Genomic DNA, 17,119 nt, shown 5'->3' with positions numbered 1-17,119 from the left:
ACAGAAATAACATAAGTACTTATGAATCGACGCAAAATTATTACACAAATATTTAATTTGCATAAAACAGTACTCATGATAAATTTAATCGTGGTAATTATTAGCATTTTACTTGTGCTAATAGCTACACTTTATCCTTTTAATTTTTCCTTTCCAGAAAGTCTTTCTCTACAAGCAATTATTGCAAGTTTTGACAATGCTAGTTCCTTTAATGACTTAGTAAACAATATTTTATTGTTTATGCCTTTTGGTTTCAGTTTCACCGCTTTCTTACAGAGAATAAGGATGAAATTAAAAATTAAATTATTAATAGTGATATTTGTCAGTACTGGCATATCATCAATAGTTGAAATTCTCCAAGTATTCTTGCCTTCAAGATTACCTACTCCTGCCGATATTGTTAATAATACCATAGGTGGAATTGTCGGGATAATTTGTTTTTATATATGGAGTTCACAAAGCTTTTTATATATCTTGACCTGTATAGAGAACACTAGAACTAGTAGCTCTATTCAAAAAATAACACTACTTTTTATTGGATACATATTCCTATCGTTTTTAATTTCAATTAACTGGCAAACTGCGACCAATCTTAATAATTGGAGTCTAAAATATCCGCTGCTACTCGGCAATGAGCAAACAGGTGATAGACCATGGCAGGGATATATTTTGGAAGTAAATATTGCTGATAGAGCAATTTCTAAAAATGAAGTATTAAAATTATTTAACACCAGAAATTATTTAGATAATAACCGAAGTTCTCTGATAGCTTCCTATCAATTAACTGGTAAAGAAAAATTTCAGGATCGTACTGGGACACTAACCGAACTATTGCCACAAGGAACATTCCCTAAGATTGAAGATGTCAAAGGTGTTGCTTTGAGTTCCAAGCATTGGCTAAAAACCGCCGATTCTGCTACATCTTTGAACAGAAGAATACGTGAAACTTCTCAATTTACGATCAGTACGATTGTTGCTACTACAAATACAGCCCAGACTGGCCCTGCACGTATAATTTCACTTTCAGGTAATCTTCTGCGTCGTAATTTTACCCTAGGGCAGCAGGAAACCAACTTGGAGTTAAGGTTACGAACACCAATAACTGGAGAAAACGCGGCAGATTTTAAATTCACTATTCCTGATATTTTTACAGACACTGACCAACATCACATAGTCATTACTTATTTTAAAGCAACCCTCCAAGTTTACGTAGACAAATTAGAGAATTATTACTCTTTGAATTTACTGGACTTGATTCCAAAAAAGCAGAATTTTTTTTACTATGGGCTAAATTTTATCCCTCTAGGACTGTGCTTGATGCTCCTAACTACTCTGGCAAAAAAACAGTTAAGTTTTTATCGGTTATTACTCCCTAGTGGGATATTACTACCTTCTTTGATTCTAGAAAGTATTTTGGTAAGTGATAGCGGCAAGAGTATCAGCCTGAAAAACCTGTTACTTGGTATCTTCTTCACAGGTGGCACTATGCTATTATTGAGATTGCGGGCTTCAGCTTTAGTTAAAAAGGCAGGCTTAAACTGAACTATAACCCATTCCCAATCAAAATAAAGGATGCCCAATAATAGGGATGGCTAAATTGACTATTATTATCGTTGCTTTCCCCTACTGATAGACCTGGCTTTTTAATTAGTATTGATTTATCACCTGTTATTAAGGCAATTTGCGCTTTTTGTAAAGCTTCTGATTTTGTAGTATTTCCTGATTTTAATGCTGTATAAAATCCATTCATTAAAGCTTGCGTTCCCCCATCAGAAACAGACCACAATGAAGCCATAGATGCCTTTGCTCCTGTTAGTTGGATCTGATATCCTAAACCGAGGATTTCTTGCCCATTACCTAATTTGTTACCTAAACCAGTTTGACAAGCGCTCAATACTACTAAATCTACATTTGGTAAAGACCAATTTTCTATATTTCGCAGAGTCACACGTTCCCCATCACCAAACATAATAAATGAATCTTCTGGATCTCCACTAACAAGCATTCCGTGAGTTGCCAAATGCACAATTTTGTAATCATTCATTTGGGGAATTGTGACTTGGGGACTGAACTCTTTATCTAAAAGTATCTTTGTTCCGGGAATTGTCTTTGCCAAGTTTTCTACTTCAACTTTAGCAAACTCTAAACCGCTAAAACTTTCTTGACGCTGGGCTAGTTTTACTGTGTAATCACCTTTGGTAAAAGCCGCAGCTAAAGTTTGCAGAGATTTTTGGGGCTGGTGGTCTATTTTTGTCAGGCTGGCAGCAGTAATATTATTGATTGAAAAACGCTGCACTAACCAATTTTTGCCATCGTATAATGCTGCTAAGGGAATATATCTTAATTTGCCATCTGGAGCGTAGATAATTGTTTTGGTATCGGCTTGCGCCAAGTCATTTTCTATTGGCTTAATTAGCCAATTGTACAATTGATTAGCCGGAATTTTACTGTTTTTATAAGGAACTTGTATTGCTTGTCTAAACTCAAGAATTACCCGCTCTAATTCTTCTTTTTTAACTGGTACTGTGCGATGAATTGGTGGTGCATCAGCAGTGACTATTAATAACTCTAATCTATCATCTAAAACCAACGGGTAAAGTAATACTGCTTTTTGGTTTAACTGCCGCAAATTATCCCGAAGGGAATTTAGCTGTCGTAAATTCAAATTTTCCTGTGCCGATGTTTCTGATATTTGTTTTACTAGCGCTACTACAGAGGGGCTTTTGATAAATTTGTTAAACTCAGCAGTAGCTTCTTGCTCAAGTTTGACTAATTCGGCAATCCGTTTTTCTTGAATAGACGTGCGGCTTTTTGGGGAAATTTTCCGGAGGTTTGTGAGTTCTTTACCCAGGGTAATCACTTTATCTTGAATAACACTATATTTTTGAGAAATCTGTTGCTCTTGTGGTAGTAAAGTTAATGTTTGCGGTTGCTGGGAATTAACTGTTGCTTTCTGCGGATTTGCACCTCGATTGCTGAGAGAATTATTCTCTTGGGAATTGACTGTTGTTTGCTGCGGATTTCCCCGCCTATTATCGAGAAAATCTCTCATTTCTTGGATTTTTAGCAAATCTAGCACTTCTTGCGCTTCCGCTGCACGATTTCGCTTGAGCATTAAGTCAGCAAGTCGGCGATATCTTTCGGCAACAGTATCGGTGTAGGATTGTTGAATATCAAGAGGGACAACGCGCAATTTTTGACGAATCTTCTCTGTCACATTTACTGATTGTTTGTAAAAAGTGACTGCTAATTGCGGCTGATTTTGTGCAAATAGCACATCTCCGAGAAATTTAAGTGTTGCGGCTTCACTGACTTGATCGCTAACTTCTCGATGCATTGCTAAAGCTTGTTGATAAAGCCCCAAAGCCAAGTCATACTGACTTTGTTTCTGGTAGGTTTGTCCTAAACTGCTAATGGTTACGCCTTCACCAGTGCGATCGCCTATTTCTCTATAATTAGCTAAAGCTTGTTGATTCAACTCTATCGCTTGGTCATACTTGCCGAGATTGTTGTCAACACGCGCCATATTATTCAGCGTTACCGCCAAACCTGGTTTGTATTTGTTTTCTTTATATATACTTAAAGCTTGTTGATACAAGTTTAATGCAGAGTCATACTTACCTAGAGCAAAGTTAATTTGCCCGATGTTATTCAGGTTTAGCGCTTCACCTTGGAACTGAAAAGAGTCTTTACCAAAAGCATCACCGACATTGGCGCGACTAGCAACTTGCTGCAAAGCTTGGGGATTTCCACTCAGAGAATTGTAAAGTAACTCGATTTCTTTTTTCGTTGTCCCTTTGAATTCGCCAGTACGGAATTTTTTGTAAATAGTTGCAGATTTTTCGGCAAATTCTAAGGATTTTGGATATTGACCTAAGCTAAAGTAAGCCCCTGCCAGATTATTTAAGATTGCTGCTTCTGTACCATAAAAGCAAGTTAATTTCTCTTTATAGCAGTAGTCTTGAACAGTAGTTAATGCTTGTTGATAAAAATCCAGCGCCTGAGCATAGTTACCCAAATTGACGGCAACTACACCTAGATTATTCAGTGTTTCTGCACTGCCGATGCGATCACCTACGGTGGGGCGTTGCCCATCGCTATTTGCTTTCCCCATTGCCAACTTTTGTTGATAAAAATCCTGCGCTTTTTGATACTGTCCCAACCTAAAGTAAAGCGCCCCAATATCAGCCAGCATAATTCCTTCGCTGGTAGAATAGCTGGAGTCCTTGGGGTTGGAGGCTTTAAGTTCTCTGAGAATGGTTAAGGCTGGTTGATAAAATTCCAGCGCCTTGGGATAGTCAGCCAAATTAACATAAACTTCACCCATGTAGGACAGGGGTATCCATTCCTGAGAGCGATCGCGAACAGCGGGGCGTAGCCCATCGCGTGTTGCTCTGCGAATAGCTAAAGCTGGCTGAAGAAACTCTAACGCTTTTTGATACTCTCCTTGCCGCAAATAGACGTAACCAATATTTACAAGGCTGTTACCTTCCCCAGCCTTAGCACCATATTTTTTGAAAATAGCTAACGACCGTTGAAATAAGTCTAACCCTGCTCGCAATTCATCTAAACCAACCAAATCTTTATAAACTATCGATTCACCTTGATTATTCAGAATAACTCCCTCGGTGATAGCTTCTTCTGCTGTTGGCGTTGGTGCTTGTGTTAGAACTTTTTGGGAAGGATAAAAAACGCAGATGGGAAAACCTAATGTAAAAACAGTAATTGCGGCAATCAAACGAAGTTTCATAATTAAAATCGCTGAATATGAATTCCAAGGATTTAGTAAATTCAGTTGGCGCCAAGTTACTCTGTTTCCGCCTCATCCCACTTTTTCGCTTGGCGCCGAAGTCTAACACTACTCAAGAAAATTGTTTTTGAATTTTCCCCTAGTTAATCCCCAATCAACTCCACCCCATCTCTTCCATCCCAATCTTGTAGGTACACTTTAACAATCTCTTCTTTAGCAGTAGGCAGCTGCTTGCCCACAAAATCTGGGTGAATTGGTACCTCACGATGCCCCCTATCTACCAACACGGCTAAACGAATCACCTCTGGTCTACCGTATTCGTTAACTGCATTTAAAGCAGCGCGAATAGTCCGTCCTTTGAAAATGACATCGTCCACAAGCACGACCGTTTTCCCTGTGAGGTCAAAAGAGATCTCGGTTTTCGCTGGAGTCCGTAAGCCAATTTTGTCAAGGTCATCACGATAAAATGTAATATCCAAGGCTCCTACGGAAACGCTTACACCTTCGAGGGTCTCAATTTGACGTGCCAATAATTCGGCTAACACTACACCTCTGGAATAAATACCGAGGAGTACCAGTTGGGACAAATCACGTGTCCTTTCCACAATCTGAGAGGCAAGACGAGTCAAGGTACGACGAATTTCTTCTGATGAGAAAATTTCAACTACTTTGGCAGACATAAATATTGGGGATTGGGGATTGAGGATTGGGAATTGGGGAATAAAGCAATTACCCCCAATGACCAATAATTAATGACGAATGACTAATAATATAGCGGCTACGCCCAGCCACAGTAAAAAGGAATATTGAGTTAATTGCAAAGCTGTGTAAATAGAAGTTGGCGTGATGGGATTAATAGCATCTCCTAACCGTGGTTTATCTTTCGCTACTCCGCGATACCAATTCATACCCCCCATCTGCACACCCAAAACAGCAGCATAGGCGCACTCACTCCAACCAGAATTGGGACTGGGATCGGTAAGTGCATCCCGGCGACAAATTCGCCAAACATGGAGGGGTTTAGCTGATAGCAGTGCCAAAGTTATGACTGTTAACCGACAAGGAAGCCAAGTTAAGCAATCTTCCAACCGCGCACTGAACCACCCTAAATAAGTATAGGGTGCTTCCCGATAGCCCACCATTGAATCCAAGGTACTGCTAGCTTTATATGCTAGAGCTAGGGGAGCGGCCCCGACAACAGGCACAAACGCACCCACAATTGCATAAAAGAGCGGAGCCATTACCCCATCAGTCGCATTTTCTGTAACCGTTTCCAGCACGGCTCGTAAGATTTCTGGTTCTGAAAGGGTTTCTGTATCTCGACCAACATAATTACTTAAAATTTGACGAGCCTCTCCCAGATGTCCTGTTGTGAGAGGTTGTAAAACATCTGTCGCTGCTGCTCGCAAACTAGAAAGAGCAAAACAACTAGCGAGGAGAATGCTTTCTAAAGCAATTCCCAACCAAGGATGCAGGCGTCTGGCACTTTGAATTATAAAAAAGCCGAAGAACCCACTACCAATTATTAGGATCAAGCCTAGCAGAATTCCAGCTAGGCGCTGTGTTAGAGAACTCTGACAATATTGCTGAGAAAATTTGCTCAAGCGAGAAATTACCCACCCCATAACTCGCACTGGATGAGGCCAACCCCAGGGATCACCAACGAAGTAATCTAAAATTGCCGCCATGATGAAAACAACAATGGTAGATGTCATTTGTATGATTGCCAATGACTAATGACTAATGACTAAACCACAAAACTAGCTTCTTCCCCCAGTGATGCTTGCCAGCTACGAGCATCGTAATAGAGATCAGCCAGAGTAATACTGTACAAAGCTTCTTTGAGTTTTTGGTTGAGTCTCTGCCAGAGAGTAAATGTTACCCAATCTTCAGCTTGTGCAGGTGTAGCTGCATTATGGGGTAAGTGAGTCACGGTTTCACCGACTGCCTCTAAAATTTGTCCTATAGAAATTTGTGCAGGCTCTCGTGCTAATTGGTATCCGCCGACGCTGCCACGAATTGATTTTACTAATCCAGCACGACGCATTTCTATTAGCAGCTTTTCTAGGTAAGGCGCTGGGATATCTTGGCGATTAGCGATCGCTCTTACAGATACAGGATCATATCCTGTCTGTAAACTCAAATCTAGCAACGCCTTCACACTGTAGTGTCCTCTGGTCGTTAGTTTCATTTGTCCGTTGGAGAGAGTCAGTTGGAGAGAGTCAGTTGTTTTGCCACTGACCAATGACTAATAACTAATAACTAAGAATCAGCTTTGCTTATATTTCCCTGTCCCAATGATGATCCTCAGCAAGTAGACAACTTTTTCCCGTTGCGTTAGAAAACTTAAACAAGTACAGTCTAGCAGTAATTCACAAACTATATATAGCTATCAGCATAGAATGATTCTATTTTATAAAATGTCGGGAAAATATTGGGAATGGCGCAACAATTCTGCCTATGAGTGTAATATACTTATTCAGGCTGAGATCAAAACTAAAGGATTCTGTTCCTATTAGCTCGACGTCAGCTAAAATAAAATCGATTCAACCACTTCAAACATTCGTTTTCGACCTAAGTTGATGCCTAAACAGAAAAAAATTGAACCCCTAGTCGGTGAAGAACTACTCAGAAAAGTCAAGGAGCTAGAGGCAGAGAGCAAAGAAGACAAAGCCAAACAGTGCGGCTACTATACCGTTACCAAAAACGGGATAGAGCGCGTCAATATGATGAAATTCTTAAATGCCCTAATTGATGCAGAGGGCATTCAGTTAGACAGTACGCCTAGTGCCAATGGTCGTGGCGGACGCAGTGCTAGCTATAGAATTAGTGTGCAATCGAACGGTAATTTACTGATTGGTTCAGCTTATACAAAACAGATGAATCTCAAACCAGGTGATGAGTTCCTCATCACTTTAGGGAAAAAGCACATTCGTCTGCGGCAGGTAGACTCAGAAGATAGGGAAGGTGCTGAAACCGTAGAAGCTACAGCTTAATAATATAGTCAATAGTCAGTCGTCAGTTGTCATTGGTCAGTTATTTATCTTAGACACTGACGACTGACCGATGACTAATGACTATTAACTATATCTGTTGTTGGTAAAACAGGTAAATAGCGGCGCAGTGCTTTGCGCGTGACGGCCAAATTGCAGGTTAAGGCAATTTGCTCCCTTTCTAGTAAACCCAAAATGCGATCGGGGTTGTCTCGTTCTATCACTGGTAACTGATGTAAACCACGCACAGCCATGCGGTCTAAAGCCTCAGATAAAGGTTCATCATGCCAAGCATAAAGGATTTCAGTAGTACAAATGTCTATCAGAGTTTGACTAGATAAATCACCCGGATTTTCCGGAGGCGAATTCGGGTAATTTTGCCAAAGAGAAAGGGCGCGGTTAATATTCTCTAGCGAAAGAATACCAACTAATTGCTCGGCATCATCAATTACTAAAGCACTCCTTGTGCGATCGCGTGTCATTTCTACAGCTGCTTCTAACACCCCAAGGGTGGCAGGCAGCTTTTTTGGACAAGATTCCATCGCATCTTCTACCAAAATTTGCTGCACAATTTCCGCCTGTTCGTCCTTTAACCCAGAAAGACCAATTTGTTGTAGATTTGAGTTGGAGTTAAAGGTTGGCTTAATTCGTTCCACTAGCCACACACTCAAACCCACCGCTGCCATCAAAGGTAAAACAATGCGGTAGTCGCGGGTTAATTCAAACAGCATTAAAATAGCTGTTAACGGCGCTCTGACACTACCAGCCAAAACGGCAGCCATTCCCACCATTGCATAAGCTGGGGGAGCCGCCATCTGCTCACCAATGTTCGGGGCTATTAGGGCCAGAACTTTGGCATAAGCCGAGCCAAAAGATGCGCCCAAGAACATCGCAGGTGCAAACAACCCACCGACAAACCCACCACCGGCACTAATTGCCGTCATCAGTAGCTTCACCACCAGCAGGGCAACTAACAAATTCAGGGAAAACTCCTGATCTTGAAGCATTGCCTGCACAGTACCGTAACCGATGCCTAAAATTTGCGGGTATTGTAAAGCTACTACACCAACAATCACACCGCCAATAATTGGATGAGTTGGCTGAGGAATTCGTCCCAAAAAACTAAACCCAGGAACCCGCCCAGCAAAGCAGGCTTTTGCTAACCGAATTGATTCAGTATAAGTTAGAGAAACTAGACTCGCGCCTAAACCTAACCCAAGATACAGGGGTAATTCTAGGGGACTGCGGACTTGGTAAACAGGTAAGGTAAAAGCTGGTTGTGCCCCCAAACCAATTTGAGCAACTAACGATGCTACCACCGCCGCTAGTAGCACCACACTCACAGCAGAAGTGGCAAAAGATGTAGCTCCCATCACTACCTCTAGGGCAAAAAATACTCCGGCGATGGGAGCATTAAATCCAGCGGCTAACCCAGCCGCAGCACCAGCACCCAAAAGCAAACGCTGTCGCTCTTGAGAGACTTGTAGCACATCAGACAACAACACCCCAAAATTTGTGCCAATTTCTACACTCGGACCCTCTGGGCCTAAAGAAGCGCCACTACCTAAAGAAACAGCTGCGGCCAGCATCTTTGTCACTGGTCGCAGTTGTCGCTTGACCTCTGTTCCTTGAGAAACGGCGATGAGAGATGAAAGTCCAGGGCCAAAGTCTTGAGTGCGCCAGCGCATTAAACCAACGATGAGTCCACCTAGGGTGGGAACGCAGGCTAAAGTCCAAGCACCCCAAAAGCCAATCTCACCCATTAAATTTTCCAGCATTAGGTCATGAGTCAGCTGGATTAAGTAGTGAAATGTGACCACACCCATACCCGTGCTGCCACCAATTAGAATGGCTAAAAATAGCACAACTGTTTCTGGGGACGGTTGAATACGGTTAATTATCTGGGTTAAACGAGCGGAAGGTGTAGGAAAAGCAGGTGGTTCCGTTACCTTCCTCAGTTGAGTGGGAGGCAAGAGAGTCATGGAGTGGCGGGGTAAATGTAAGAAAAAATTTAAATTTTTATCTGTTACTTCTCATTGTGAGCCATTATTTAGCAACCAGACAAGTATGCTTGATTCGCTTGATTTACAAAGGTTTGGAAAAAAAATGCAACTACTCACAATTTTTGTGGGGAGAATGGTTAAATGGGAGAGAATTAATAGTCAATGGTCAACAATCATTGCTAAATTTGGGTGAGCACAGACGCTATTTTCTATACAGAAAAAAGTTAATTACTTACAATATATAATACTTTCATTATAAGTAGTAACTAGGTGTCACGCTGACTGGAATCAAGCTATACTCGTTTTGTGTCCGTTGATTTATTCTTAGTAGTCAGACAAATGTATGTGTGATTCACGACTAATATTTAGACCATACTGGTGAGCCTACTAAGTGTTGAGCAAAATTCAATATAGCTATTGTTATAGAGCGCGTAAATGGACTAGGCGGACGAGGTAGATGAATACACACACCTTTGATAATCATTATGTTACTTGCCCAATTTGCCAAAGAAATACCAGGACAAAGCCAGTCAAGACTTGCATCGGCTTGTTTACTTGTCCCTATTGCCAGGAACGCCTAGTAGTCTGTAAAAGTGGTCATTATGTCCGCGATCCGTTTACCTTTAAACAGATAATGATCGCTTCGGCGCTACGTCGTCAAAGCCGACCCTTAGCTAGGATTATTAGGGATTTTGCCCTTCTCAAACGTCCTGTGCTAGCTTTGGCTGTGGGCAGTGCAATTTTCTTGAGTATGATTGCTATCACCCAGGAAAACACGGGCTACGATTACCAACTGGTTCCGAGAACCGAGAAAGCTAAAGAAGCAGGAAGAGAATCTCCATAAGTGTAAATATTGGTATAAATCGCCTCTTTCTCAGTATTCGGCAATATTATATCAAAAAATACTCCTAATATACCGTGTCCCATCATAGTGATGAGTGGGTAATTGGTAATTGGGAGGGGGAAATATTGAAGAAGTTTTTCCCTTGTCTCCCCACTCTCCTCCCATTACCCACTAACGATTACCCACTAACGATTACCGATTACCGCGCGAAGCGCTCTACATCCGACTGGTATCTTTAGTAATTAGTTGCCAACCTTCAGCTTGATCAATCAGCTTGATTGGCTTTAGTTGGAGAGTTTTTAAAGCAGATGTATTTACCAGAAAGTAGCGTTGTCCACTATACTGCCAAGAATATTGCAGTTCACTAATAGAAGCGGGAATAATGGTGCGATCGCTATAAAAATCCAATGACGGACGATGGTAGGCAAAAGATGTGTAGATTTCCTTATCTGCTGGATTGGCCCGCTGGATCATGGCAGCAACTGGTTTCACAGGATAAGCCTCCCCTAATTCCCAAACCCAGTAGTTAGATTTCATTAACAACAGTAGTGAAATATAACTTCCCCAAAGCAAAATCTTCAAAAATTGCCCGTCGCCTCGTTCTGCCAAAATTGAGGCTAAAGTCATAGTCAAAGCTACTGCGGCAAAAATCATTTGTAAGTCGGTTTTGGGAGGGCTACCCCAACTGAAATAAATGCTACCAGCTGAAGCAACTACAGCAAGTATTGCCAAACTAGCTACCCAAGCGCGGGGATAGGATGATGAGACTAAAGGCAAGTTTTCTATCTCTGCTAGTTGGAAACCAAAGGCTAAGGCTAAACTGGGATAAATTGGGAATAAGTACCAAGAAAGTTTGGTGCTCATTAAAGAAATTAGCAGTAGATAAACACCACTCCAGACGATGATCAATTTTGCCCAGCTAAGGTTGCGATTTTCCCAGGTTAAGCGTGTACTCTGTGGTAAAAACACTAGCCAAGGCCATGTCCACTTGATAATTTCTATGAGATAGTACCAAGGTGGCTCCGACTTCCCTTCGGCAAATGTACCAATACGGTTGAGGGATTGATTTACCAAGTCAATTTGAGCGAAGTTGTAACCATAGTGCAGCAGCTGGGCAACATACCAACAAGCCACAGGCAGACTGCCGAGAATGACTGCAATCCACAGATAGTAATTGGTGAGTAATCGTGGTGTATCCCAAAAGAGAAAGACGATCGCGATCGCCCCAAGTAAGAAGCCTATCATCCCTTTAGTCAGGCAAATCAACCCAAATCCGAGGCCCACACCCAGGCAATAACGCAAATCTCGGCGCGATCGCAACACACACAACATCATCACCATCAAAAAGCTTACCACCGCACCATCTAACATTGCCAACCGCCCGTGACGCACTACCGGTAGCATTGTCAGGTAAATCAAGGCGCTATAAATAGCTGCCCAACGTTGGCGAAATATTTCTCGCCCAATACAATACAGTAAAGGTACGGAAAATGCCGTTAAAATTGCACTCGGTAAACGTGTTGTCCACTCATTCACACCACCAAGGGAATAAGCCCAAGCAATTAGCAGATGCATTAGGGGTGGATAATTTCGGTACGCTACACCATTCAGGGTTGGGTAAAGCCAATGCCATGAACCTGCTGGGGAACGCCAAATTTCTCTGGCAACCTGTGCCACAATACCTTCATCCCAATCTCGTAGCGGCAATCCCCCAAGGTTGATGCTAAACAGTAACACTGCTGCCAAAAGCAGTACTATCAGCCATACCCAATCAACCCATTTCTCAACTGCGCGATGCTGTTTTTCTAGATGACTCCAAATAAAGCTTCCTTCTTGCATATTCTATGATAATCATTTTACTTGCTGGTTTGATTACATAGAGACATCTAGCGAATCTCCCATGTTGCCACCCAGTAACAACCTATTTCCTGAACAATTGCTAGATCTCAAATTAACGCAATTTCTTCTGAACCGTGCGATTTTTTGGCGGGAAAATTTTTCTTCGTTATTGTTCAAGTTATTTAACAAGCATTTCTGCCGATTAATGATACAAATATTACAAACACCAAATAGTTAATTAGTCTAGAGGAGCCTGTAAATGAGCCTACCTTTTATCCTGGATTTAGCCATTGGTTTAATTTTTATTTACTTAATTTTAAGTTTGTTAGCTTCAGAAATTCAGGAACTGATTACTACGGTACTGCAATGGCGTGCTGTCCACCTCAAGAAGTCAATTGAAATTCTGGTGGCAGGTGATGCAACAAAGTCAGAAGAAGAGACTGTAATCAAGCTTGTAAATGACTTATACGAACATCCTCTAATTAAAAGTGTAAATCAAGAAGCAAAAGGATTTTTAACGACTTTGCCTCGCAAATTTGTTTGGTTCTTATCATCTCTTCCAGTCAAATTTTCATTATCTGGAGAAAAGAGAACTAAAACTATTTTTGGATATAAAGAAAATCAAGAAGGAGATCCAAAATATAAAAAGCGCAGTGCGCCATCATATATCCCTGCTGCAACTTTTGCTACCACTCTTATGGAGACATTAGGAATACCAACGCTTGTGCAAAAGTTAACTGAATCAAGGCTAATAAATTTTAAAGATGAACAGTTACATGAAATACAAAAAATCCTGTTAAAGCTACGGGACTATGCAAGTAATGCAGCGGATGAGAAGCTAACTAATTTTTCAGATAACCTTTATGAAGAATTTACAAATAAAATTGAACAAGGCTTTGGAAAGATTATTGAAGATTTTCAGAAAGATCAACTTAATTTAAGTACTAGCATTAACCGGATGGCACTAATTTTGAATAGATATATAGAAGTCTATCAACTAGATATGCCAGAAAATGAATTTGTTAACAAAGCCTTGCAACAATTAATTTTTTTAAGAAAAGATATTTTTGACAATGCTGAACAGACTATTTCCCTCAAAGGATTGCAACCTAGTATCAACGAAGTTGTAAAGTTAATTAATCTAAGTAGTGATGTTCACAAAGAATTTGAAAATGAATTTAAGGATAAAGAAAGCGAAGCTTATAAAACCTTTGAATTCTTCATTGAAAATCTTAAGGAATTCAGTAAGAAATTTCCGCCATCGGTAGTAGCTAACATGGGTATGTTAGCCAAGCGTGCCCAGACAAGAGCTAAAACAACCGAAGAAGGCATTTATATATTAAGAAAAGAGATTGAAGAAACCTTCGATAATTCAATGGTACGAGCCTCTGGTGTCTACAAGCGTAACGCTAAAGGAGTAGCAATTTTAATTGGAGTTGGAATTGCTATAATTGCCAATGCAGATGCATTCCACATCATTAACAGATTGTCAAAAGATACAGGTATTCGTGCTGCCATTGTTAGTAATGCTGGGCAAATAGTGCAGAAGAACTCATCGGCAGATTTAGAAAGTGTAAAAAATCAAACTGATCAGATTTTGACGGAAATTGCTCTACCGATGGGTTGGAACGATGTTAACTTAAGGCAGCAATTTAATTGGGAACCAAATACACCAAGAGGTTCAGCTATTGTAAATGTTTTAACTGCGATTCCTGGATGGATTTTGAGTGGTATTGCTATTTCTATGGGTGCGCCTTTTTGGTTTGAATTACTGGGTAAAGTTGTAAATGTGCGGAATACGGGTAAACCACCTGCAACTTCTGCCAAAACTCAGGGTGATAAGTAGACAATTTCGGATATTTGAAACCTCTGGATCACTTGCTAAAAAATAAAAATTACTTGCAATGTACACGCTTTATCTTGGCGAATAATCTCAATTTGCCGAATGAATTCGCGAAAATAAAATCGTCGTTCCGCTTCTGATAAGTCTAACCAAAATTGGGGAATAGAAACAGCTTGGGCGACGGAACGCAAGTTTACAGGTGGGAGGGTGGCCAGCTTTGCAAGGAGTGCAGAAATTTCTGTGCGGAGTTTGTAAGCCCTTAACTTTGCTGTTTCCTCGTCCAAAATCCCAGTTTCCATTAAAGCGGGTAATTGCTGGAGTATTTGTTGTTGACGGGCGATCGCATCCCCTAAACTATTTTTAATCGCATCTAACTGGGGAAAGTCCATCCCCGCAACCGCTAGAGGTAAGTCACGACAAACGGTTTCAATGGTTTGTGCTAAAACTTCTTGATAAGGAATAGCACGACATTTTGGGTTTTGAGGACAGCTAGTGGAACGTAAATAAAGATACTCTTTATCTTGACGGCGCTGGGTAACGCGGGTGACGGTTAGATGTGATTGACACTCACTACAGATAACTAAGCCAGCAAGAGAACGGGGTGCGCTGGCGGTTCGAGATGGTAAACGACTGTTACGGCGCAAAATTCGGTCAACTTGGGCGGCTTCTTCTCTAGAAATTATCGGGATATGGGTATTAGAGATAATTTCCTGATTCTGATAAGCCGTATCGCCACGATAGACTGGATTAGTTAGCCAACGCCTTCCAGTGGTAACAGAGATTTTCTTCCCGTATCTTTTCGCTAAATGACGAACTGCACCCCGCAAAGAACCATAAAGTAAAAAGTTGTCAAAAAAATCTTTGACTACAGGCGAAGTGCTGCGGTCGATGGTATATTTTTCTTTACTTCTGCGGTAGCCATAGGGTGCTTTACCAGGTGGGGGTGCAGCATCTAAACGACTGCGGGCGTGTCCTTGGCGGATGCGGCGACTGCGTTGTTGACGTTGGACTTGGTGTAGCAAATTCAGTAATTCGCTCCGGAGATGGGAATGTTCTGACGTGTAGGGTTGTTCGGTGACAATTACCATTACCCCCATTGCTTCTAGTTGATTGAGGCGATCGCTAACTTCTTCTAATGTATCTCCCAATTCTTCTAAGCGGCGAATCAGAAGATAAGCTGTTGCTTCGGTTTCGCAGTCAGTTAATAATTGTTGTAATTGCGTTCGCGAAGCGTGTCCGGAGGACTCTCGCTTCCCTAAATCTTGATAAACCCGATCTATCTCCCATCCCCAGTTAGTTTCATCAGGAACTGCTTCTAGTAAAGGATCGGTGTAGGTGTAAGCAAAAATTTTCATTAGTCCGTTATCAAGAGAAACCTAACCCCCAACCCCCTTCCCTGCGAGGGAAGGGGGCTACTCAACTAAGCTGCTAAAGCTATAAGAAAGCATATTTAAATTCTATAAAACTCTTAAAACTCTTGTGGGGTGGGCATACTTCGACAAGCTCAGTACAAGTCTTGCCCCCCCTAATCATGCGACAGCTGATCACTTTATATAGCAGAAGACAATTCAATAATATTCCCATCTGGATCTTGGGTGAAGATGGCGGCGCGTCCGGAAGCGCTGGCTTGAATGGGATAATTTTGATTGAGTAATTCTTGCTTGGCGGTGTCTAAGTCAACGACAGAGAAAGCGATGTGGGGGTTACGTCCCCATTTTTCGTTGGGGTTTTCTGTGGGAACAGTTGATGCAACTATGAGGTGAAGTTGATAGTCGCCGATTTGGTACCATGCGCCGGGGTATTTCAGATTTCTGTCAATTTTGGCTAATCCTAATACTTTGCCATAAAAATGTTCGGAGCGTTCTAAGTTGGTGACGAGGATAGCGGTGTGGAGACTTTGAGTAATTTGCATTGTGGGTAAAAGGCGCATTTATTTAAATTTTCACCTATTTAGCCGAAGCAGGATAATAACTAATAAATGAGGATAATTTATGGTTGTTCAAGTAGAAACTACTGAAATCGCAGCGATGCGGGAATTGATGCGAGATTACGCCCCCGCAATACAGGCGATGGATACACTAGAAAAGCGCAATGGCGATATAGAAAGCGCTTTCGAGGATTTATGGATAGAAAAAAATGGGCAACCTTTGATGAAAGAAGGTAAATCTCTCTGGAAAGTGACGCTAAACGCGCTACGTCAGGAACTTTGCGGCGATGAGGGTTTTCGTGGTCAACTCAAAGAATACACCAAAAATCCGGGGAGTGCGCCTTTGCTGACAGGGGTGATTGTTTCACTTGTAAGTCTTGCTGCGGCTAATGGTTTACCACTTGATCCAGCGATCGCAACTGTTATTGTTTTATATGTTCTCAAAATCGGCCTAAATATATTTTGCGATTACACCGAACCCCCAGCCGGTAACGCTGGAACCCTCCCACCAGCACCAGACAATTAACATCGCCACACCACCAGAACAAAGCCCACCAAAGCATTATTCAATGTAACTCTTGTGGGGTGGGCATCTTGCCCGCCCTTAATTTGCTTTCAGCTTACAATGTAGCCATAGAGCCAGTTTTGAGCGAAACCTATGGAAAGGCTAAACATCAAAGAAGAAGCACGAAAATTAATTGACAGATTGCCGGAAAACTCAACATGGGATGATTTGATGTATGAGATTTATGTTAGGCAAGTTGTTGAGGCTGGACTCGCTGACAGTCAGGCTGGTAGAGTAATTTCTGTGCAGGATGTTAGAGCGAAATTTGGACTACCTGAGTGAAAGTTTTGTAGAACAGGCGTCTCGCCTGTTCGGGGGCAGGCGAGACGCCCGCCCTACGAGATAATTTATGAAA

14 protein-coding genes are annotated in these 17,119 nt (G+C 41.5%); 6 read left to right on the top strand and 8 right to left on the bottom strand.

The window, feature by feature from the left end; genetic code table 11:
* Positions 1-21: 21 nt before the first annotated feature.
* Positions 22-1,542, top strand: coding sequence for a VanZ family protein (locus CYLST_RS04085; RefSeq protein ID WP_015206440.1), 1,521 nt, complete (start codon positions 22-24; stop codon positions 1,540-1,542).
* Position 1,543: 1 nt separating this feature from the next.
* On the opposite strand, the gene CYLST_RS04080 is transcribed toward CYLST_RS04085, so the two are convergent.
* The 4 genes from CYLST_RS04080 to CYLST_RS04065 all read right to left on the bottom strand — a co-directional run bounded on the left by CYLST_RS04080 (position 1,544) and on the right by CYLST_RS04065 (position 6,941).
* Positions 1,544-4,750, bottom strand: coding sequence for a CHAT domain-containing protein (locus CYLST_RS04080; RefSeq protein WP_015206439.1), 3,207 nt, complete (start codon positions 4,748-4,750; stop codon positions 1,544-1,546).
* A gap of 143 nt (positions 4,751-4,893) precedes the next feature.
* Positions 4,894-5,430 (bottom strand): bifunctional pyr operon transcriptional regulator/uracil phosphoribosyltransferase PyrR, encoded by a 537-nt coding sequence (gene pyrR, locus CYLST_RS04075; protein WP_015206438.1) that lies wholly within the window; start codon positions 5,428-5,430, stop codon positions 4,894-4,896.
* 69 nt (positions 5,431-5,499) lie between these two features.
* Positions 5,500-6,465, bottom strand: a complete 966-nt coding sequence (gene cbiB / locus CYLST_RS04070) for an adenosylcobinamide-phosphate synthase CbiB (protein ID WP_015206437.1) — start codon at positions 6,463-6,465, stop codon at positions 5,500-5,502.
* A 32-nt stretch (positions 6,466-6,497) separates the two neighbouring features.
* Positions 6,498-6,941 (bottom strand): Rrf2 family transcriptional regulator, encoded by a 444-nt coding sequence (locus tag CYLST_RS04065; RefSeq protein ID WP_015206436.1) that lies wholly within the window; start codon positions 6,939-6,941, stop codon positions 6,498-6,500.
* A gap of 391 nt (positions 6,942-7,332) precedes the next feature.
* On the opposite strand from CYLST_RS04065, the gene CYLST_RS04060 reads away from it, so the two are divergent.
* Entirely contained in the window at positions 7,333-7,746 is a 414-nt protein-coding gene (locus tag CYLST_RS04060; RefSeq protein ID WP_015206435.1) for an AbrB family transcriptional regulator, read from the top strand.
* A 74-nt stretch (positions 7,747-7,820) separates the two neighbouring features.
* Here the strand turns inward: CYLST_RS04060 and CYLST_RS04055 are convergent, their stop codons facing one another.
* Complete coding sequence (locus tag CYLST_RS04055; protein WP_015206434.1) at positions 7,821-9,725, bottom strand: chloride channel protein; 1,905 nt, start codon at positions 9,723-9,725, stop codon at positions 7,821-7,823.
* 478 nt (positions 9,726-10,203) lie between these two features.
* Between CYLST_RS04055 and CYLST_RS04045 the strand changes: the two genes are divergently transcribed.
* The gene (locus tag CYLST_RS04045) at positions 10,204-10,590 is read left to right on the top strand and encodes a hypothetical protein (protein WP_015206433.1); all 387 of its coding nucleotides are present in this window, start codon (positions 10,204-10,206) and stop codon (positions 10,588-10,590) included.
* A gap of 216 nt (positions 10,591-10,806) precedes the next feature.
* Here the strand turns inward: CYLST_RS04045 and CYLST_RS04040 are convergent, their stop codons facing one another.
* Complete coding sequence (locus CYLST_RS04040) at positions 10,807-12,429, bottom strand: ArnT family glycosyltransferase (RefSeq protein ID WP_015206431.1); 1,623 nt, start codon at positions 12,427-12,429, stop codon at positions 10,807-10,809.
* A 259-nt stretch (positions 12,430-12,688) separates the two neighbouring features.
* Between CYLST_RS04040 and CYLST_RS04035 the strand changes: the two genes are divergently transcribed.
* Positions 12,689-14,275 carry a hypothetical protein gene (locus tag CYLST_RS04035; RefSeq protein ID WP_015206430.1) on the top strand — a complete coding sequence of 529 codons (1,587 nt, stop codon included), beginning with the start codon at positions 12,689-12,691 and terminating at the stop codon, positions 14,273-14,275.
* A 35-nt stretch (positions 14,276-14,310) separates the two neighbouring features.
* Here the strand turns inward: CYLST_RS04035 and CYLST_RS04030 are convergent, their stop codons facing one another.
* Both CYLST_RS04030 and CYLST_RS04025 read right to left on the bottom strand, forming a co-directional pair.
* Complete coding sequence (locus CYLST_RS04030; RefSeq protein ID WP_015206429.1) at positions 14,311-15,627, bottom strand: recombinase family protein; 1,317 nt, start codon at positions 15,625-15,627, stop codon at positions 14,311-14,313.
* A 194-nt stretch (positions 15,628-15,821) separates the two neighbouring features.
* Positions 15,822-16,184, bottom strand: coding sequence for a VOC family protein (locus CYLST_RS04025; RefSeq protein WP_015206428.1), 363 nt, complete (start codon positions 16,182-16,184; stop codon positions 15,822-15,824).
* A gap of 79 nt (positions 16,185-16,263) precedes the next feature.
* Between CYLST_RS04025 and CYLST_RS04020 the strand changes: the two genes are divergently transcribed.
* Positions 16,264-16,725, top strand: coding sequence for a hypothetical protein (locus tag CYLST_RS04020; protein WP_015206427.1), 462 nt, complete (start codon positions 16,264-16,266; stop codon positions 16,723-16,725).
* A 132-nt stretch (positions 16,726-16,857) separates the two neighbouring features.
* The gene (locus CYLST_RS04015) at positions 16,858-17,046 is read left to right on the top strand and encodes a hypothetical protein (protein WP_015206426.1); all 189 of its coding nucleotides are present in this window, start codon (positions 16,858-16,860) and stop codon (positions 17,044-17,046) included.
* The last annotated feature ends 73 nt before the right edge of the window (positions 17,047-17,119 follow it).

The sequence above is a fragment of the Cylindrospermum stagnale PCC 7417 genome (genome assembly GCF_000317535.1).
Taxonomy (GTDB): domain Bacteria; phylum Cyanobacteriota; class Cyanobacteriia; order Cyanobacteriales; family Nostocaceae; genus Cylindrospermum; species Cylindrospermum stagnale.
This window is presented reverse-complemented; position numbering and strand designations above follow the sequence as displayed.